The 20898-nt window shown below is 59.7% G+C and carries 14 protein-coding genes; 5 read left to right on the forward strand and 9 right to left on the reverse strand.

What is annotated here, in order from left to right; all coding sequences use genetic code 11:
- Both ABIL25_04995 and ABIL25_05000 read right to left on the reverse strand, forming a co-directional pair.
- Window positions 1-1208, reverse strand: a 1208-nt coding sequence (locus ABIL25_04995; protein ID MEO0081635.1) for a hypothetical protein, incomplete at its 3' end; no start/stop codon positions are given.
- Between the two features lie 67 nt (window positions 1209-1275).
- Window positions 1276-1992: a pyridoxine 5'-phosphate synthase gene (locus ABIL25_05000; GenBank protein MEO0081636.1), complete on the reverse strand. Its 717-nt coding sequence runs from the start codon at window positions 1990-1992 to the stop codon at window positions 1276-1278.
- A 574-nt stretch (window positions 1993-2566) separates the two neighbouring features.
- Between ABIL25_05000 and ABIL25_05005 the strand changes: the two genes are divergently transcribed.
- Genes ABIL25_05005 through ABIL25_05025 form a run of 5 tightly spaced genes read left to right on the forward strand, consistent with a single transcriptional unit; the run spans window position 2567 to window position 9290 of the window.
- Window positions 2567-4171 (forward strand): FlgD immunoglobulin-like domain containing protein, encoded by a 1605-nt coding sequence (locus ABIL25_05005; GenBank protein MEO0081637.1) that lies wholly within the window; start codon window positions 2567-2569, stop codon window positions 4169-4171.
- Window positions 4172-4225: 54 nt separating this feature from the next.
- On the forward strand, window positions 4226-5338 hold the full coding sequence (locus ABIL25_05010; GenBank protein ID MEO0081638.1) for a DUF362 domain-containing protein: 1113 nt from the start codon (window positions 4226-4228) through the stop codon (window positions 5336-5338).
- Window positions 5339-5396: 58 nt separating this feature from the next.
- Complete coding sequence (locus tag ABIL25_05015; GenBank protein ID MEO0081639.1) at window positions 5397-6830, forward strand: TldD/PmbA family protein; 1434 nt, start codon at window positions 5397-5399, stop codon at window positions 6828-6830.
- A 23-nt stretch (window positions 6831-6853) separates the two neighbouring features.
- Window positions 6854-8311, forward strand: coding sequence for a metallopeptidase TldD-related protein (locus ABIL25_05020; protein MEO0081640.1), 1458 nt, complete (start codon window positions 6854-6856; stop codon window positions 8309-8311).
- A gap of 13 nt (window positions 8312-8324) precedes the next feature.
- Window positions 8325-9290, forward strand: coding sequence for an ExsB family transcriptional regulator (locus tag ABIL25_05025; protein ID MEO0081641.1), 966 nt, complete (start codon window positions 8325-8327; stop codon window positions 9288-9290).
- 3 nt (window positions 9291-9293) lie between these two features.
- Here ABIL25_05025 and ABIL25_05030 read toward each other — a convergent pair whose 3' ends face one another.
- From ABIL25_05030 to ABIL25_05060, 7 genes are all read right to left on the reverse strand, one after another.
- Window positions 9294-10667: a VCBS repeat-containing protein gene (locus ABIL25_05030; GenBank protein MEO0081642.1), complete on the reverse strand. Its 1374-nt coding sequence runs from the start codon at window positions 10665-10667 to the stop codon at window positions 9294-9296.
- A gap of 94 nt (window positions 10668-10761) precedes the next feature.
- The gene (locus tag ABIL25_05035; GenBank protein MEO0081643.1) at window positions 10762-11526 is read right to left on the reverse strand and encodes a hypothetical protein; all 765 of its coding nucleotides are present in this window, start codon (window positions 11524-11526) and stop codon (window positions 10762-10764) included.
- 783 nt (window positions 11527-12309) lie between these two features.
- The gene (locus ABIL25_05040) at window positions 12310-16215 is read right to left on the reverse strand and encodes a hypothetical protein (GenBank protein ID MEO0081644.1); all 3906 of its coding nucleotides are present in this window, start codon (window positions 16213-16215) and stop codon (window positions 12310-12312) included.
- Window positions 16212-17753 (reverse strand): 4Fe-4S binding protein, encoded by a 1542-nt coding sequence (locus tag ABIL25_05045; GenBank protein ID MEO0081645.1) that lies wholly within the window; start codon window positions 17751-17753, stop codon window positions 16212-16214. The genes ABIL25_05040 and ABIL25_05045 overlap by 4 nt, the downstream gene beginning before the upstream one ends.
- Before the next feature lie 148 nt (window positions 17754-17901).
- A complete protein-coding gene (locus ABIL25_05050; GenBank protein ID MEO0081646.1) occupies window positions 17902-18924 on the reverse strand; it encodes a DUF362 domain-containing protein in 1023 nt (340 codons plus the stop codon).
- Window position 18925: 1 nt separating this feature from the next.
- Window positions 18926-19516, reverse strand: a complete 591-nt coding sequence (locus tag ABIL25_05055) for a DUF6599 family protein (GenBank protein ID MEO0081647.1) — start codon at window positions 19514-19516, stop codon at window positions 18926-18928.
- Between the two features lie 10 nt (window positions 19517-19526).
- Window positions 19527-20846, reverse strand: a complete 1320-nt coding sequence (locus ABIL25_05060; protein ID MEO0081648.1) for a DUF362 domain-containing protein — start codon at window positions 20844-20846, stop codon at window positions 19527-19529.
- Window positions 20847-20898: the final 52 nt, after the last annotated feature.

Consider the following 20898-nt stretch of genomic DNA (forward strand, 5'->3'; position numbering starts at 1 on the left):
CCGGCCAGAATGCCCCGACGAATGGAGTCGTTTCCCAAGGACGGCCCGACCGAACGCTCCTCGACGATGCTCACCGGCGCAGGCAGTGCGCCCGAGCGCAGCACGATGGACAAATCTCGCGCCTCGTCCGGGTTCACTTCGTTCGTCGTTATCATCGCGTTGCCGTCCGGAATCCTGGTCTGAATTACCGGTGCTGACTTCACAACGTTGTCAAGCACAATCGCCAGCCTCCGGCCGATGTTGCGGCCCGTGACCTGGGCGAATACCGCCGCATCCTTGCGCTCCAGCTTGAGGCTTACAATCCAGGTGTTTGAAAGCGAGGGGTCCGACCCTTGGTACGGTGCGGGCCGGGCATCCTTGATGGCCGAGCCGCGTAACTCCGGCTCTGACTTCAATAGATACAGCCTCCGTATTGTCCGGCCTTGGTAGTTCTCGAGCGGCCCCATGAGAAACTGGTAGTCCTTAGGCCAGTACGGCCGGGACCGCTCCAGCAGCCCGGCAAACTCAGGATAGTCCGCTTCCTCCACCGCAAAGTCGCCGCCCACGGTCTGCACATAGCTCGTAAGACTGCCAGCTTCGCGCGAGAACTGTCTTGTCCACGTGTCGCTTGTGGCCGTATCGGTCCGGGACGAATCCACGGCCGTAGCTCCCGCACTCGAATCACCAGCCTCGACACTCAACTTCTCGTCAATCACCTTCATCGCATCGTACGCTACTCGCTCCTCGGCGACCAAATGAAAGGTAAGCTGTGCCGTCTGACCGATGAGACTCTTGGCGCGCTCCCGGTCAACGCCTGGGAGCTGAATCAAAATCCGGTCCTGACCGACCTTCTGAATTATCGGCTCAAACACACCGAACTGGTCAATCCGGTTGCGGATTACCTCCAGCGCCCGGTCACCTGCGTCCCGCGCCTGCTCGGCGGTCAGCTCGGCCTTGTCCACCTCCAGAGCCAGATGCATTCCGCCCACCAGGTCCAGTCCCAGATGAATCGAACGTTTGTGCACCGACGTCTTGTATTTCTGAAACTTGGCAATCTCGGTCTGTACCCTCAGACTGTCGTTCCGCGTGGTTGCCTCGGACAGACGTGCATTCAGAGCCCGCTCCTGCCCAGGCAGCACGAAGTAGAACTGGAACGTCGGGTACAAGGACCATAGTCCCAGAACGATCGCAACTATCAGAATTCCGAACTTCAACCTGGCGTATCTCAAATCTGTCCTCCTGCCTGCCGCAACCCGCAGCTCGGTTCTGAACTATTGATTCTTGGACCTGGGGACACTATCCGCATTTCGCTAGTATTCGTTTCATTTCGGCCACTGCGGCCGGCAGTCCGACTGCAACCGCACGGGCCACGATGGAAAATCCGATACTGAACCCTTCAGCGATGCCTCGCTCCACAATGGGCACGACGTTCAGATAGTCAAGGCCGTGACCGACATGGACAACAAGACCCACGTCCTTGGCCGCCGCCTGCGCCTGTACGAGCTCCTCAAGCAGCGCCGGCTTCCTGCGCCAGCCCCGACTGTATCGGTCTGTGTTTAACTCCACAACCCAGGCCCCGAGTTTGGCCGCGGCCGCAACCTGTTTGGGGTGTGGTTCGATGAACATACTTACCCTGATGCCGGCTCGCTTCAGACGCCGCACCTTGTCGTCAAGCCCGCGCGCTTCCGTCAGCAGGTCAAGACCCCGGGTCGTAGTCCGCTCGGTGACGAGCTCAGGCACAAGCGTCACCTGGTCCGGTTTGACCCGGCAGGCAATCCGTATCATCTCCTCGGTCGCGGCCATCTCCACAGTCAGCTCGGTCTTGATGGTCCTGCGCAGAAGCTCGACATCCCGGTCATTGATATGCCGGCGGTCCTGCCTCAGGTGCACGGTTATGCCATCAGCACCGCCAAGCTCGACCAGAGCCGCGGCCTGCACCGGGTCTGGGAAAAGCTCGCCCCGGGCCTGGCGCAGGGTAGCAACGTGGTCAATGTTCACCGAAAGCGTTTTCATGGCGCGGCGGATTCTAGGCGATAAAGCCACACCTGTCAATCACTCCCGGTATCGGCGGCACACTTTCACTGCGGTCCGCTCTCTGCACATCGTCCGTCTTGTCCGAACTACGCGCTCGCGGGTTTTGACTTCGCTTGAATTCTGCGCTACAATTGTTCCGAGGCTGAGGTAGCGAGGTCCTCTTCAGCTACCTCGACTGGAACAACTAAGCAGCATTACTGTCGGACCGGGGGATATTGAGAGGAGGTTCGGATGTGGGACACGCCTGCTGTGCCGGGTCTGCCCGGCATCAATCAAGGTACGCTCGTCTGCATTCCGGCCCGTGGGCCGCGAAGCCCGAAGCGGGGAATGCTTTGTTCGGAAGCACTCGTAGCTTTTCTGTCTAGAACCAGACAACCAAAGGTCGGTTTCCCTCGAAGCGGACCCAAGTTGGACGCTGAGCCGGCACCAATTGTTGACCCCGTACCGGAGGGAAGACCGCTGAGCAAGACTACTCTTCACTAGCCCGGGCAGCACAGCTCTGCCGGCCTGAGTCGGGGCGACTGTTTTGATACGCCAGACGGAGGAACTGACCTTGTGGCCTAGCACCCGCGATGCCAGAATTCACGCCGCAAGAGTCGACCAGCAGAGTCACACAAGAACCAGAACATCCGCGGTTCTAGCTTCGGTCCTGGTGCTGGCCGGTTCGTCTCTCGCCAGCTTGGGACGGACGATAGCGATAGAACAGTGGACGGACCGGTATGTAGCGTGGCACAAAGCCAATGAGTTCCGTGCGTTCGGCCATACCAGTTCGGCTGACCTTGCATGGTGGGAATCTTACCTTCTGCAATCTTACCTTGTCATGTACACCACAACCAAAGACACATTCTGGCTCAGCCGGTTCTGCGTCCACGCTGACACAATGATCGCCCTGATGAGCGATGCACCTGACTCGGGCAGATTCTGGCCTGGGTATCGGGACAAATTTCTCGGTTGGGGCACGAGTCGGTACGACCCTGACAGCAGTTATCAGGAATACCTAGTCCACGACGCGCAGATCTGTCTGCCGGTGGCCCGATTCTGTCGGCTTGTGCTTACGACACCGGACCTTTGGGTACAATTCGGAGCGAGGGCTAGATACTATCTATCAGTCATCGAGGCGAACATCGTATCCAAGTGGTTTGTTAATTGGAACTCCTGTCGCGGCGATGCCGAACACCTGGCCGGATTCGGCGGTTGGAATCCGCTGCCGCAGAACCAGTTTCTGGTTTTCGGGAACCTACTGCTGGTTCTATCCGACATTACCGGTTCAGTTGGCCCGGTTCCCCGCTCTTTCTATTTGAGTGTACCAGATTCAATGGCTCGGATGTTCCGGTCCAGCCTGGCTCACGACTCGATGCACGATGCTTGGCTATGGTCGCACTGGCTCCTGGCCAGCCAGCCGATGCGCTACGAAGACATTTCCCATGCCAACCTGGACATATCGTTCGCACTCGAGGCCCGTGGCCACGGTACGGTGTTCAACGACTCAGACCTCAGGTGTCTTGCTCACACTTTGACTCGAGTCATGTGGGACGGTTCAGAGATAGACCCGAAATTCTCGCGCTTTGTAAATGGAACTGGTAGTTACGCCGATTACACGCCGCTTGCTGACTGGCTCCAGCTCTGTGACTACGACCCCAAGGTGTACCAGCTCGTGCGGCAGGCGTATCTCGTACATCCGGAATGGACATTGCCGACTTCAACAAGCTCGCACCGCGCCCTTGTTACCGCGCACCTGGCCCGGCTTGCCTCAAACCCGGAACGCGAACGAGCTGCGTTCGACCGATCTACTGCGTCTGACTCATGTTGCGTCCCCGGTCCTTCAAGACCGCAGTTTCGGGAACGTGGCACCGACACTGGCCCGGCAGGGTCAATAGCCATCTCGCCGAACCCATTTCGAACCAAGACCACAATAAACCTGGCCCCGGTGACACCTGCCTCAGAGTTCCGGCTATCTACCCTTCGCATCCACGATACTGCCGGACGCCTGGTTCGCTGTATTGAATCAGACGGTGTGGAGCGTGGCGGGTCAAGCATCATCTGGGACGGTACCGACGAGTCAGGCCGACTAGTTCCTGCCGGCATCTATGTCTGCGTCCTCGAGAGTCAGGACAACCCTGTGGTCATGCCGGTCAGATTCCTGCCGGTCGCGCCCTAGCACTCTCAACGCCCCCGGTTGCAGTTGCGTTCCGAACTGCTATAATCACCGCTCATGCCAACCAGGGCCAAAGTTGCCGTCCTGTTCACTAGACCCGAAACCGTGCTCGACGACTATCGTCGGCTCATCCGTCTTGCTGAAGCCGACCGGTTCCTTTCCCCAGGCAAGACCACGATTCTCAAGGACAACATCTCCTGGCACTTTCCGATGCCTTCGGCCAATACTACGCCGTGGCAACTTGAGGGCACGGTACTGGGTCTGCGGGATTTGGGATACACGGACTTGTCGGTAGTGCAGAACAAGACCGTGGTGATAGATACGCACAAGGGCGAGGACCTGAACCGCTACGTGCCGATATTCAGGAAGTGCAATCTGCCGGTCCTGTATAACTTCAAGGCAGAGGACATCAAATGGGTTCCGTACAAACCGAAATCAGAGCTACTTGCACTGCACAAAGTCTATCCCAAAGGCCTGCGCCTGCCGGACTACTTCTTCGGCAAGAACATCGTCCATCTGCCCACAGTGAAATGTCACATCTATACCACCACCACCGGCGCGATGAAGAACGCCTTCGGCGGACTGCTCACAACCAACCGCCACTATACCCATACCTGGATCCACGAGACCCTGGTTGACCTTCTCGCCATCCAGAAGGAAATCCACTCCGGCATCTTTGCAGTGATGGACGGTACGACCGCAGGCAATGGCCCGGGTCCGCGCACAATGACTCCGGTGGTGAAAAACGTGATTCTTGCCTCCGGAGACCAGACTGCGATTGACGCAATTGCGGCCAAGCTGATGGGTTTTGATCCTTTGTCCATCGGCTACATCCGGCTCGCGCACGAACGTGGTCTTGGCGTCGGCGACCCGAAGGAAATTGAGCTCGTGGGCGACGACGTGTCCAAAGAGAATTGGGGCTTTGACGTCGGATACAACTTCCACCGGTTTCTCGGCTGGCTGTCATGGTACGGACCGACTAAGTTCTTACAGAAGCTCGTACTCCGGCCACCCCTGGTCTTCTTCCCCATACTCGTATCGGCCGTGAACCACGATGTCATCCAGTGGCCCTTGCGGTACAAGCGGGTGTACGAACGCTGGCGCAAGGAGACGCCTTGGGGCAGGCTGTTCCAGGAGTACGAACGCAAAGGCTGTCTCTTAGTAGAGTGACAAGTTGCCAGTGTCCGGCAAACCTAAGTTGCGAATGCCCGACCAGAAGGAGTGAAGCATGAGCCAGCGCCTGCCTGAAGAACTAGAAAACCTGCGCGGATTCCTGCCAGAGCTTGTGGCCGAGGTAAGGAAGAAAGCACCCTATGCCAGTGCGCTCGTGACTCAGCAGGGTGGCGTAAGCGTGTTCAAGACCAAGAGCGAAGAAAAGGTGATGCCCATCCTGCCTGACCCGGGCATCAGAATTACCGCCTGGGACGGAGCAACATTTCACTCGGTGGCAACGAACCGGCTGCAGGACCGCTGGTATCTGAAGAACCTGGCTCGCGGCCTGGCCGCCTCACTCTCGGTGAAACCCGGCCCAGTTCCGGATACCGGCCCTTCACTTGACCGACACTTCCGCACCCAGTACGAGCAGGACCCGCTTGTCATCCCGACCAGCGAACGTCAGGAGTTGTGCGGCCGGTTGTACGAGGCCATCTCCGGCCGGGACAAGCGCATCGCAATGACCCAGGTTGTGAACCGGTCGCTGGCCGAGTACCGGCTGTTCTGCGACGGTCCGCGGCTTCTTTCAAGCGAAGTCGTCCGCACCATCTTGTTCGCGGTCGCGATTGCTGCTGACGGCACAAAGCAGATTCAGAACTACGACAAGCTATCCGGCCCGGGCTGGGAAGCGCTCAGACCCGCGACCGATTCCTGGGCCCATGCGATGGCCGACGAGACGGTCGCATGCCTAGCCGCGGTTCCGCTCGAGCCCGGCGAGTACCACTGCATCCTGGACCCGGACGTGGCCGGCACCCTGGCGCACGAATCATTCGGCCACGGCTGTGAACTCGACACGATGATGCGCGGCGCAGCACGGGCGCTTCTTTTCATCGGCAAGCGGGTCGGCTCCGACCTCGTGAACATCGTTGATGAGCCAGGCCGGCCCGGTACCAATGGCTCGGTTTTCTTCTCGGACGACGGCGTACTGGCCGAGGAACCGGTCGTTCTCGTCAAGAACGGCATCCTCCAGCCCACGATGATGTGCGACCGATACTCGTACCTATTGATGAAGGACCGACTGCCCGGTCTGAAGCAGTCCGCGTCCGGCCGGCTGGAAACATGGAGCCGTCCGATCTACGCCAGGATGACCTGCACCTACTTCTTGCCGCGGCCCAAGGCAGAAGGCGGGATGACCAGAGACGAAATGATTGCCACAACTGACTCGGGCGTGCTGCTACAACGAATGACATCCGGTATGGAAGACCCACTCGGCTGGGGTGTCCAACTTCAGGTCCTGCACGGGCTTGAGATAAAGTCCGGCCAGCTTACCGGCCGGCGCCACTACCAGGTCGGCGTCACCGGATACGTGCCAGACGTGCTTGCCAGCGTGGATGCGGTCGGGACCGAACTGGACACGACCTCGGCCGGCACCTGCGGCAAGGGCCACAAGGAATGGGTGCGCAACGCCAGCGGTGGGCCGTACATCCGCTGTCGAATGAAACTGGGGTAGACGATGAAAACCGAGGAAGTAAGGTGCCAGATACAAGTTATCAGAAATCAGCGCTGCGGGCAGAAGACGGCGACCGGAGGAAACGAATGAACTTGGAACGCATCCGAGAGTATCTAGACAAGGCAGATGGCGTCAGTGACTGGATACTTTCCAGCCGGGAAACAGACTCCCTGACCATCATCCGGCTGCCGGCAATCTATACCGTGGAGTCCGGACGGTTCATTGCCCACGAAAACCCGCATCCGCGCGAAGTAATCTCCTCTCCGTCAGAAACCGTGGAGGTCACCATCTTCTCCTCATTCGAGGTAGATGGCTCAACCTGGCTTGGCGACGCATCCGGCCAGTTCACATCTGACCACGAGGCCGTGCTGAAGACGGTGACAGCCAATCTGGTTGCCGCGTGCCGTAGCCAACGCAACAAACCATTTCCCTTACCTGGGAAGGATGAGCACTACCCGGAAGTGGAACTGGCCGACCCGCAACTAGCCGGACTTGACCATGCGGCCCTGATTGAACGCGGCCAGCAGTTCAACAATCGCATCGTCGCCGCATGCGCGAATAAGCCGGGTGTCGCAGTATCCAACCTGGAGGTTTTCATTCACCGAACCCGTGTGCGGACGCTCAGCTCGGCCGGCCTTGACCTAGTCTATCCAGCCACGAGAATTGACGTTGAGATATGCTTCCTCGGTCGGCCCTCAGATGACAAGGTAGGCGAACACACTGCCCGCCTGTCCTGCCGTCGGCTCTCGGACTTGGACCCGGAAGCAATCGTGGCTGAGTACGCCGCTGCAGCCCGCGACATCGCGCTTGCTTCGCCTCCGCCCCACTGGCAGGGCCCGGTCGTACTTTCAGGAGAAGCAGCCGCTGACTTTCTCACCCTGCAGAATTCGCCACTGGTGTTTCATGCCAACGCCCGGATGGTGTACGAGAAGACCGGCCGATACGAGAAAGGCAAATCGGTCTGGGCAGACAAGCCGCTGGCCGGAGAGCCCCTGAATCTTGTCTCAGACCCGCTCGTGCCATTTGGTCTGCGCAGTGGCCGGCTGTTCGAAGCCGACGCCACCCCCTGCCGGCCGGTAACCGTCGTCAAGGACGGCTGCTACGACGGGCTGATTGGGCCCCGACGCTACTTCTACTACCTTGGACTCCTTGAGCAGGGCATTCAGCCTGCCGGAACCCTGGGCAACACTCTGATCCCTCCGGGCCAGAACCCAATCGAGCAATTGACCTCGGCTGACTGCGTTGTCGTGCGCGCGTTCTCGGCGTTCAGCGTTGATGTGGCATCGGGTCAGTTCGCGGTGGAAATCAGACTGGGCGAACTTCACAAGAATGGCAATACCACGCCGTTCAAGGGCGGCCTACTCGTCGGCAACTGGTTCGAAGCCCTGGCCGATGCTCGCTACTCGAGAGAAACTCAGGTCTATCAGTCCTATCACGGTCCAAAGGCTGTCCGGCTCGGCAATCTCAAGGTAGCCGCCTAGCCAAGGAGGTAAGATGTCAATCAAGGAAATCACCCCGCAAGAACTCGACGCAGAGCAGTTCATCGTCCAGAAGGTGAAGGAAATCACCGATGAAGTCGGCAACGGCCTGGCCATCAACGCCCTTTCCGGTGGAGTAGATTCTTCGGTCGTCACGATGCTCGGCCACCTCGCCCTGGGTGACCGGCTGCGCACCGTGTTCGTTGACAACGGCCTGATGCGCAAAGGTGAACCGGAACATGTCGTTTCAACCTTCGCCGCGCTCGGTGTCAGGGTCGAGCTGGTCCCGGCCCAGGAGGTATTCTTCCGCGCGCTTGCCGGCCTAACCGACCCCGAGGAAAAGCGCGAAGCAATCACCCGGGCATTCTACAAACAGGTTTTCGCCGACATCGTGCGCTCCAGCGGCGCAAAGTACCTGCTCCAGGGCACGAATCTCACCGACATCGAAGAGACCGTCGCCGGGGTAAAACGACAGCACAACATCTTAGAGCAGCTCGGCATTGACCCAATGAAAGAATACGGGTACAAGGTCGTAGAACCACTCACCGAACTACGTAAGGCCGCGGTCAGGATAGTTGCCAAGGCGCTGGGCCTGCCTAAAGAAGTCTATGACCGATTCCCGTTTCCGGGCCCGGCCCTGGCTGCGCGCATCATCGGCGAAGTCACGTCCGAACGAGTCGCAATCGTACGCCAGGCAACCGCGATTGTCGAAGAAACGTTCAAGGATTCTGGTGCGTTCCAGTACCTTGCAATTCTCCATGCCGACAATGTTACCGGTATCAGACAAGGTCGCCGCGAGTTCGGCCATCAGATTGAGGTGCGTTGCTGGGACAGCACCGACGCGCGCGAAGCCAGGCCAACCCGTGTTCGGTTTGAGACACTTGAACGCCTGGCCCAGCGCATCACGACCGAAGTACCGGGCGTCGTCAGTGTAACGTACAATATTGCTTCGAAACCGCCCTCGACAATCGAAGCAATCTAAGCTCTAGAACCTGACCAGCTTCAGACGCCGACCGCGGCCTGACCCGGCAAGCCCCAGCTCAAGGAAATAGACCCCGGCCCCAAGCTGGCCGGTAGCAACTCCCTCAAGTACAACCTCGGTTTCTCCGGCCGGAACTGTCTGCTCGCACAACTTGCGGCCCAACCGGTCGCACAGCCGGATTGAACCTGGTCGCTCCAAGCCGGCTGCAAGCCGGATACATATGCGGTCGCGTACGAACGTGGCGCTGGAAACCAACTCCGGCCCGGCCCGATGCGGTGGCTCAGAACTGCCGCTCGGCCTCAGGTTCTCGTACCACAACACGATGTCATCGCCGTCAATCGCTGCGAGGACGTCGGGGTCCGAATCCCTGTCCAAGTCAACCACAAAAACCTCGGCCGGCATGTAAACCGTGTTGTCCAGCACCACACGCGCAAAGTTCTCGTTGCCGTCGTTGTAGAACAGCACTACCTTGCCCTCGACCAGCTCAGTACCGACCGCATCAACGTCTGAGTCGCCGTCGAAATCTGCGCCGTAAATCGAAATCGGGTTGGCACCAGCAGCAATCATGTGCTTGGTGAACCCCTGGCTGCCGTCATTCTCGTACCAGAAGAAAGCGTCGCCGAAAATCGCCGCGGTGAAGAAGTCAATATCGCCGTCGCCATCAATGTCTCCGGGCCAAACATCGTTCAACGGTGTCCCGGCATCAATCATCCGCTTGGTGAAGGTCTGGCTGCCGTCGTTCTCGTACCACCACACTCCGGCGCCATTCAACCCGATGCCCGAGATGATGTCAATGTCCGAGTCCCTATCCAGGTCAACCGGCCATACTGCGTACACCGGCGCAGTCGTTGTCTCGATGCCGTGCTTCGTGAAAACCTGGCTGCCGTTGTTCTCAAACCACGCCACCTCGTAGCCCCACAGCGCGGCCGCAACTACGTCAACGTCTGAGTCCTTGTCCAGGTCAACCGCAAACACATCCTCGCCGTCATTCAGGCTGCCAACCGTGTAGCGGGTGAAACTCGCTGAACCGTTGTTGTCGAACCGGAACACCTGGTCTTCGGCGTCGTCGGTCACAGTCAGGATGTCAATGTCACTGTCTCGGTTCAAGTCCGCAAGGAAAATCGCCCGCGGCCGATACATCGGCGCCTCGATTGTCACCTTGGTGAAACTCGTGCCGTTATTGCGAAACCAGGCAAGCTCGCCCGGGTTCCAGCCGGTCGCGGCAACGTCAATGTCCGAATCTCCATCCAGGTCTGCGGCCGACACGCTCCACGCAGTAACCAGACTACCAAGATTGCGCCTCTGCCACTGGGCCGAAACCGAGACTGGCACCAGCGCAACGATTACAAACACAACCCAGCACTGCCTGCGATTCATCGTTCCTCCTTGCGCGGTCCTGCTGCCAGCCCGCGCGATGACTGATTCCAGGACTCTTACCCAACGAGTCAATGCCGCTGTCGGGTAACCAGCCCTACTTCTCATCCTCTGAATACGCCGAGCGCGCACGGACAATACCATTGCTTGCGAGGTTCACGTACCGATTCGGGCCCGGAGCGTCCGGGTTGAGAATGTAATCAGTGATGCAGGTACTCATCCCGAACGAAGTCTTGAGTCCCTCGACCGCAGGGCTGGAACACGGCAGCACGTGTACCTCGGCGCGGATGCTGTCAGGGTAGTAGAGCGTGAGTGTACCTTCGGCCTTGAGCAACAGCGTGTCGGTCGGCTTCTGGTCGTCAACCACACAGACGACACTGCGACCGCAAACGTCTGCCGGACCGCGGTGGTTCAGGACCCGCACGTCACCGGTGTAAAGGTGCACGAACGCCATCGCGCCTAGCCCATCCACCATAACCCGGTTCTTCGACCCGCAGCTAAGGTCGGCATAGAAACCGACCGCACGCGGCAGCAGTATGTCGAGCGAGCAACGCGGGCAGGAATCGCCCCTTGAGCACGAAGCGCTGATTAGCGCGAGCTGGGAGTCGGCGTCGAGCACGCTGACTTCCAAATCTCCGGTCCGAAAACCGGTTGTGTCACCGGCCACGCGCGTCTTGAAACACCGGAACAATACGTCCTGACCGGTATCGGCTCTGACAACAGCCGTGACCGAGACGTCGCTCGACCTGAAGCCGACTCCGGTCAGCCCCTTGGCCGAAAATCGGTAATCCACCGTGTCCAGCATCATTGCGGCCGAGCCTGCGGTTGCTGCTACCAGCACAACGCACCATACCCGTTTCATCGGTATCCTTTTGTGATTGCGGCCCCTAGTTCGCCCAATTCGAGTACCGAACTATCTCTGCCTCTCTGTCCCGCGTGAGTGCCGGCCCGGTGTCATTATTCACGCTCAACTTCTACTCCGAATCCGGCACGTGTCAAGCGGCAGCGTGCGGAGGTCTAGCTTCCGCGAAGCGCAAGATTCAAGACCTGACCCCGGGTTCCGTTTCCCTGAGTCCGGTTCTGTTGCCCGATTCCAGCACTACTCACCAGTCAGCCGGGGAATCCGCCAGCCAACCAGCCGGGAGACCAACCATCCAATCCGCTATCCAACCGGCTGACCAATCGGCCTGGAAACCGGCTTGGCAATCCGCCGACCTGGCGGTTCACCAGCCAGCCAGGACACCAACCGGCCAATCAGCCGGGAACCCGGCTTTCCAACCGGCCCTGAGACCAGCCGGCCTACTTGTCCGGCAACCAACCCGGAAGCCGGCTCAGGAATCAGCCGACCAGCCGGCTCGCCAAGCGGCCTTCCTCGCGGCCGGCTAATTCGCCTACCAATCAGTCTGGTAAGTAACCCCCATACGGGAAAACTTCACTTACAAGCACGTCCAAGGCCGAAACCAGCCACCGGGCCGGTATCCTCGAGACTCGACGTCACTGCGATTCACCGGCAGAGAATCCTTCACCGTGTCACTGGGACTTCATGAATACCTCGAAAGTCAAGAAGCAGGACCTGACCCCAACCGTCGACCCCAACCGTCGACCCCAACCGCCGGGTCACGCTGAACAGGCCATCCAGCTTGGCTCAGAACTGACCCGTGACTTTGGTCGAAACGGTGTGAGTCCCCGGGCCGGATAAGGGCAGGTTTGCCTGATAGTTCAGTTGCAGGTAGAGAAACCGGAACAGGTTTAGGTTGAGGCCCAAACCCGGCAGAACAGAATACTTAGTGCTGAATGCTGCGGGCCGAATACTGGTCGTGTCGGAGGTCTGCCGTGAAGCACCGAGGTCAAGCGTGACGTACGACTTGTCGCTGAACCGGCACAGCGTCTGCAGATTGCCCCGCAGCTCTGCCTGTCCGGCTGATGCCTGCGTGTACCGGTCCTGTTTGTCCCGAAAGGTGCCATAGAGCTTGGTTCGGACTCTGGTTGACCAAGGCCGGCCCCATTCAAAGTAGAAGCTCTGCTCCGTTTCCGCCGGGTAGCCCGACCCAGCCCGGCGGTTCCACGTTCCAACTAGAAGCCCGACTCGGCTCGGTTCGTAGTCAACCCGAACCTCGTCCTCGACTACTGGCTTGAGTACCGGCAGGCCGTAGAACGACTGCCCGCTCCGGCTCAGTGTCCGCTTGATCCGGACCGCAAGCTCAGCCCGTGGGTTGAGCTGCACTAGACCGTACACGCTGCCGGTTCGACCCGCGCTTGACACAGCCACGTCTTCAAGCGGCCCGAACGCAAATACCGGAACACTGTAGCCCTCACCGATACCAGGGCAGTACTCGTCGAATGAGCTACCGGTTCCGAGCGACATGTTCACAATGCTTAGACCCGATAACCACCGGCCCGGCGCCACGTGGAGGTCGTTGTAGAAGTAGCTGGCCAGCGACAAGTCCCGCGTCCGGGTTGGCCGATAGTCCATGGCTTCGAGCTGGTAGCTTCCGGTGTAGTAGAGCCCGGGTATGGCGTCGATGTTCAGGCGCACCCGCACGTCCTGCTCGCACCGTTCGGCCGGCAAAATGTCTCGCCGAAACCTTAGATTGCCCTGAACCGGAAAGGGCAGCGCAAACCCGGCATCGGCAGCGTACTCAAGTGAACTCCGGCCCGCTCCCGAATCTGGTCTGACCCGAACTCCGTGCACCAGCCCGTCGAGTCTGAGCTTTGTCCCAAGAACAGTGAACTCGTACCCGGCATTGAGCTTCGCCCGCTTAGTCCGGCCGGTTGGCAGGTCATCCTGTCCCACGAGCGCGTATCCAGACGGCAGTCCGCTTCGGGCAAAGCTCAGCCGGCCGTTTGCGTACTGGGCGATTTGCCCAGCTCCGGCTGAATCTGCCTGGGACTCGCGCCGGAATTGAACACCAAGCACAAGCCCAGTAAGCGGTTCCACACCCAAGTCTGCGGCCCCACTGTGCCGCAGCTTGCCATACCGCCGGTCAGCCGCGCCAAACGCGCCAAACCCATCGCCATATCCCCGGTACTCAGCCTGCAGCCGGTAGATGTCATAGTTCGCAGTCAAGGAATGCGCCTGAGCCAATGCCCGTTCGGTACTTATCGCAACCTGCGGCATGAACTTGACGCTGCGATTCGTTCCGGTCCCGGCTTCGGCCCGGGCGGCAACAAAGGCGAACCGCTCGGTCTCGATGCCGGCAAACCCAGGCCCGACCGAAAGCAGCCGACCGAGACTTACGACCGGCTGAACTGAATACAACCACGCCTGCTGTTCCTGCTCGACCGAAGAGTACTCGACATCAACCTCGCTGAAGTCCGAAACGATGTCGTCGCGCACGAACAGGAGCACGCCCGTCGTATAGTCCATCACGTAGTCCGAGCCGCGGATCATGGGCTCGCCGTCAACCCGTACCCGTTCGCTGGCACGCTCCACCGGTGCGTGCGCAAGAAAGTAGAAGTCGGACTTGGAGCGGAACCTGACGTTCATCGTGTAGACGTGTACGCTGTCCTCGTACACCTCGGTCGGAAACGGCCGGTCGCCCGGAAAAGATAACCAGCCAAGGTCACAACTGAGGAACTCCGGGTCAACCCGGCCGTCGCGGTCCGCATCCAACCCGAACTCACTGAGCGGGTGCACCACACCCGACGTGTCGGCAATAACGAGCTCAAACGAGCCTGGCACAATGCCTGGCCCAACAAAGTACCGGTTCTCAAGCATGCGGTCCTGGACCGAATCGGATTGAATCACAACCGTCTTGCCGGCAAGCGCGAGCACAATGACGTCGGTCGCCTTGTGGCTTGAGAGAAAATGGATGATGCCGGACCGATAGTCAATGAAATAGTCAAGACCGTTGATAAGCACATCGAAGTCGCCTGAGATGCCGCCGACCGTATAGCCGACTCTGGTATCAATACCGTTGGTCGCAGCGCTACGGTCGTCCACGAACACCGTGTCTGCGCCCGGCGCGAACCCGCCCCTCAGTTCGGACACCCGGAAGAACGAGCCCCGGCTGTATCCGATGTCGGCAATCGCGGCAACTTTCTGTGCGGTCCGGCCGTAGAAGTAATCGCTACGTTGCCTTGACTGCATCCTGCCGGCCTGGCCGTCGAGCCGGCTAGTTTCGTGCGCGAGCCGCGCACTGGCACCGATCATTGCCGGCGCCGGCACCAGGTCAAACTCGGAGAACTGCGACTCCAGCCTTCCGGCCGCGACTTTGCTCAGGATATCTCGGCCTGTGCCCCGATACTGAGCGCCGTACATCACCTGCTTGCGGTCCGCGTCATCGTAGTACAACGACAGGGCCCGTCCACTCACGTGCTCGGCTCCAATCATCAGCCCGATGTTGTCGGACCAGGAATGCGTGCCCGCGCCTCGGGCAAACGTGCGGTAATCTGAATACCAGGCCCGGCCACTGAGCCGCACGTCGGTATCCGGCACGAGCCGCAGGTGCGCACCGGCATCGTCGAGGTACACAACCCGGCTGCTTTTTGGCCTGACCGGCTGAATCTTTTCCTTCTTCCAGATGCCGGTCTGCCGGTCCAGTATCTGAATCCCAGCACGGCCGACCACAAGCAGAAACCGACTGTCTGCAAAAACGTCAAGGAACGAATCCGGCTCAAGCCCGGTGCCGGTCGTGTAAGTCTTCAGGCTGCGGTCACCCTGATTGTACACCAAGATGCTCGACTCAAGCGCAAACGCAAGCTCCTGCCCATACGGGCAGATTCCCCCGACCCGGCCCGGCAACTCGACATCGCGGAACCGGACCAGGTTGTCAGATTTCGGCTCGTACAGAAACACCTGTCCGTCAGAGACAACAAACAGTGAGTCGCCGATGTCAGCCCAGTCCGTGATGTGCAGTTCCGTGTACTCTGCCCATTGTCCAGTGCCGCGGCGTACCGACGCAATACCTCCTGGCCCGGAAAACCACACCCTTCCGGGCAGGACGATAACCCGATCAAACGCAAGCCTCGGACCGGTAACCGGTTCAACCCGGCCGAACTTACAGCTATAGCGCAGGGCGCCGGAGTCGGTCGCAAGCCACAGATAGTCCGCGTCGGTGGCGATGTCACGAATCGGCGTTAGCAGAACCTTTTCCCAAGTCTCGGCGTACCGGTCGAACCGCGCCAGGCCGAACTCGCCCGCAGCCCACGCGTAGTCCTCGTCAAAGGCCAGACCCTCGGCCTTGGCACCAAGGTCGAACACCTGCCAATCACCGAGCTTGATGTCGGCCGAACCAAGGCCTGAATCGGTCCCGGCCCAGAGAATCCCGCGGTCCAGACCAAGCACATTGATGCGGTTGTCCGGCAATCCGCTCGCCTGGGTAATCCGACCCCACGTCCCGGTGTTCCGGTTGAAGGTGTAGATGCCGGACGCGGTTGTGATGAACACTAGCTCAGACGCGTACTTGTCAGCCGCGGCGTCGAGGATTATCGGCCGTTCCGCAACCGCCTTCAGGCCCAGGGCCAGACTAAGGCAGAATGTCAGCAGCAGGCCGACTAACGTGAAGCCGCCTACCCGATGTCGAAAACCACCTGACCACTTGTTGGTCACTGTTCCTGGATGAACCCAGATGGAATGTCTTCTGCTGGCTCTTCTCCGCACTGGCGCAGCCTGACCTTCTCCTCGGTCTTGTACGAGCCAGAACGCCTGCGCTCCGCGCCAAGCGAGAACACTTGAATTGCGGCTGGCCCGTCAATCGGACAGCGCGACTCGCACAGGCCACAGCCCACGCAGATGCGTTCATCCACCACTGGGCAGAGCACAGTTCCGGGCCCAGCCCGTGCCTCGATTGCGTTGTATGGACACGCCTCGTCACACACAAGACAGGCACGGTCCTGCTCCCAAGCCAGACACCGGGAACGGTCAACAACCGCAGTCCCGATACGGGCATAACTCTTCTCCTCAAGATTCAACCGGCGGATTGCGCCAGTCGGGCACACCTGCCCGCACAAATTGCAACTACTCTCACATCCACCAACGCGCGGCACGAGCCGCGGGGTCCAGATACCGGCAAGCCCGGCCTCAAGCACGCACGGTTGCAGTCCGTTGGTTGGACACGCTTTCAGGCACCGGCCGCAGCGAACGCACGCCGACAGGAACTCTCGCTCCGGAACCGAGCCGGGCGGCCGTATCAGTCTGGCTTGGAGCCGCTCATGAATCAGGCTGCCGGCAAGGGGTGCGAGTACTAGTCCGGACCCGACTGCGACAATCGCTTCCCTTCGGCCGATATCGAATCGCGCAGGCCTGAAACGCACGCGGTACGAAACCGCGCGGTGCGGACACCGGTAAAGGCATGCCAGACACCCGATGCACTCGCCGGAATCTATTTCGATTCTGCCCTCATCGGTTCTGCATTCTGCATCCTGACCTCTGGTATCTGACTCCGTCCTCCTTCCTATTGCTCCGGTCGGACAAACTTCTGCACACAACCCGCACTGCCGACACTCGTCCGTGAAGGAGAACTTGAACAACGAGACCTTGGAACCGAGCCCAAGCAACCCGCCCAAGGGACACAGGTTCCGGCACCAGAACCTCGGCGCGACAAGACCGAGGAGCAGAATCGTTACGAACACGACAAGGGCGACGAATGTCTCCGCAAACACTGCGGGCCGGAAACTGGTTGCAAGCCCGGCCAAATAGCTTGCGACCGGATAGAACCCAAGCGCCAGGCTCCGGCCGAGAATCGCCAGCGGGTCAAGCAGGCCGGCTAGCGAAACCCCAAGCAACGCCGCAACTACCAGAAACAAGAGCAATGCGTACTTGATGCGTCTTGTGCTGTCGGCCGGTTTGGGCTTCCGGTGCAGGAGCGAATCGGAAACGTCAATCACCGTGCCGAGCGGACAGGCAAACCCGCAGAAGAACCGCCCGAATACCAAAGTGCTGGCCAGCACGACGAGCGACACGAGCCCGGCGGCAAGTACGGTTCTGAGCGCTATGCTTGTGATGATGAACACGAGCGGGTCGAACCGGTAGAAGATATCACCAAGCACCTGCGACACCCCATGCCTTGCCCGAACAAACAGAAGCATGAACAACGCAAGGAACGCAAGCTGGATCAGCCAGCGTACCAGCCGATGGGCTCTACGCATCATGCTCTCCGCAATACACCCACCGCTGGGTTAGTAGTGGTTGATGGTGTGTCTCGCGAACCGCAGGACTCCACTGTCCCTCGGTTCCGTATCCCCTGAGAGAATGGCGTGAGTGATTTCGTGGATAGGGCCTGTAGCTTGATGCTGACTAGACCTTTACTTCCTTCACCACCATCTTCGCCGAGTCAATCTCGCCCAGTCCGAGTTCCGAGGCAGCCTTGATGTACTTCACGCCCTTGCCGGTGAAAGCCTTACCGTACCACTGGGTAAGACCAACAGTGTAGGAGTCAACCGCGACCGGGTCAGACCCGGCAACGACGGTATTCAGGACAACCGTCTTGCCCGGCCCGCCCGGGCCACCTGAAGTCAGCGCCCGGGTCGCGTCCACAATTGTCAAGACGGGCTTGATGACAAGCGCGAGGTCGGCAATTGCCTGGTGCAGGTTCATCTGGTGCAGGGCCCCGCGGTCCCAAATGAGCCCCATCAGGTTCTTCAGCCCCAGGCTGACGCCGGTCGCGGAATGGGACTTTGCAGTTGGCAGATTGATGAGCTTGTCGGACTCCAGCACTGCCCTAGCCACCTTTGCCATCTTTAGCGCGCGGCCACCGGGGATTTCGACCTCAGCATACTGACGCTCCTTCGAGAGTGTCACCAGACTTACCTTCGACTTGTCGGTGACCGCGGCGGCGATGCCGCTTCGCTCCACGCATAGCTTCTCATCCTGAATTGTATGGTCAACGATGAGCACCCGGGCTGCACCGGCCGCGAGACAGAGCTCGACCACCTGCTTCACCACACCGGCCGAAGTCGTGGCTCCGCACTCGGCATTGGCCGCAAACGAAATATTCGGCTTCAGGCACACTGTCTCGCCCTCCTTGACGAACTCCCCGATGCCCCCAAGCTGGTCAATCGCGGTCTTGACCAACTTGTTCTTGTCTCCGCGGGCCACGCCGAGCACCGGCCCGGCCGGCTCGGTCTTGGTATCGGCCCCGAAAAGCTGGCGCGGCCAGAACGCCGCGAATGCAACACCAAGCCCGGCCACGATGAACTCCCTCCTCGTAAGGCCGTGGCTCGGTCCATGGTTCTCCTGCGTTACGAATTCTGTCCGTCCGAGACCGCTCCTCGGTCTCACTGGCTTCGGCTTCCATTGCGTGTGCTTCGTAATCATCATCTCATTCCTTGATGGCTGCCCATATGTTACCGGCAAAGAACTTCGCAACTGCAAGTCCTGGGTCGGTTGCGTCCTGAATTGTGACCCAGACATAGAACCGGTCGCCCCAGAAGTCTACCTTGTAGCTGAACAGACTTTGCTCGATTCGGGCCGCGGCGCCGGGGTTATCCTGAGTCCAGGGTACTTCGCTGCCGGTCGTTACCGCCTCATATACCTTGCGGGCGTTGGCAGTATCGGCCATGTCGAAGACCCGCACTTCAAGCTCGACCTGGTTCGAACCGACCGTACCAGAGTACTTCTGGAACGCGCACTTCACGAATCCGTTGTCAATGTAGGGCTGGGCCTCACCGTCAATCATGTCGTAGAGTTGCTGTCCGGTTTCGGCAATCTGCATCGGGCCGGTACGGGTCCAGCCGCTGATGTCATTGTCCAGGGGAATCAGGTCAACAACATCCTTGGCCGCCGGCCCCTGATTGCAGCCGCAGAAAACAAGGCCGAGGCACAGACACAGGCCTGCTACGGTCAACAGTCTGCGGCCAACAACCAGGACACTCCTAAATCCGGTATCTCGTGTCTGAATTTCGCCTGTCATCCACTTTCTCCTAGTTGAGTACCGTTACCTTTCTTACCCTTGTACCGGCTCTCGATGCCACCCGCATGAAGTACGTGCCGCCAGCAAGCCGGTTCCCGGTGACGACAGCAATCCGGTGTTGACCCCGGCCAAGCTCGCCGCGAAACACGCTGGCCGTAACCGCACCGGACTGGTTCAGCAGTTCAATGCTGACCGGCGACGCCACAGGCAGTGAGAATGAAACTGTTGCTCGACCGCGGAACGGGTCGGGCACGACAACGAAACCGGCGCTATTCGGCAACCGTCCCGGCTCGGCTATCCCGGTCGGGTTGTTTATCTCTATCAAGTTCACATCGGTCGTGCCGAGGTTGTACGGCGACTGCGCCGCCATCGTGATGTGAGCGCAGTTCACCGGTGTCAGACTGCGACGTTGCCGCTCGGCATTGATGACATTCTGTCCCTGATAGTCGCAGGCAACCGTGTCCCGACTCATGAGGATCAGCTTGGGGTTGAAGTTCGGGCTTCCGCCCGGCCCGCCCGAGTACAGTCCGAACAGACCGTCAATGAAGAACAGCTTCTGCTTTCCGGTCGGCGTCAGGACATCTCTTATCTGGGCCGAAAGCGCCGGCACCGACGGCGTGCAACTGTTGCTGTGCGAAAGGCTGCTCGGACTGTGTACCGAGCCGTAGTGGTTCTTCAGTGTCAGTGTGACCACGCCTTGGCTGTGGGTCTTGAGTACCGCGGCGTTGATGATGAACTCGCACATCTGGGATATTATCTTGCTCGGATTCTGACTCACGCCGCCGACGTTCAAAGGCTTTGTCGTATCATACCCGACCCCGGACTGGTTCGTGCCGAAGCAGCGTGCCGTATCCGGGTCAGTTCCGGTATAGATCGAGTACCCAGAAGCGGTCAGTTCGCTATTGGTCCGGTCCCAGACAATGACGTTGTTCTTCTTGAAAAGCGTGCCGCCGAGGTCCATCTGGGCCAGACCGTTGATGATGCACCTTACTACTGCCGGGTGGGTTGGAAGCGACGAGTTGATGCAGTTCACCTTAATACCGATAACCGATGAAGTCGTGATGCCAGGAAAGAGTGACTTCCACGCCTCGCCGACCGTACTCTGGCCGGTCAGCGCCTTCACCGACTCATCAACCATCACCTGTACGACTGGCTCATTGATGGTATTGCCGCTGGTTGCGTTCACGTCGTAGCACTGCACTACGTCGCTTGCGTCGTCCGTGAACGGCAGCCGTCTTTCAAGCGCGGACAGCAACTTGGGCCGGGCAACAAACCCGAGCGCGCCAATGCCGAGGTACTTCAGAAACTCCCGTCTTGACAGGTCACTCATCGTTTCCTCCATCTTGGTCTGCATTCATCCATAGCCCGGTTCCGGCCGCGGC

It is taken from the genome of candidate division WOR-3 bacterium (assembly GCA_039801365.1).
Lineage (GTDB): Bacteria > Hydrothermota > Tepidihabitantia > Tepidihabitantales > Tepidihabitantaceae > JBDRUN01.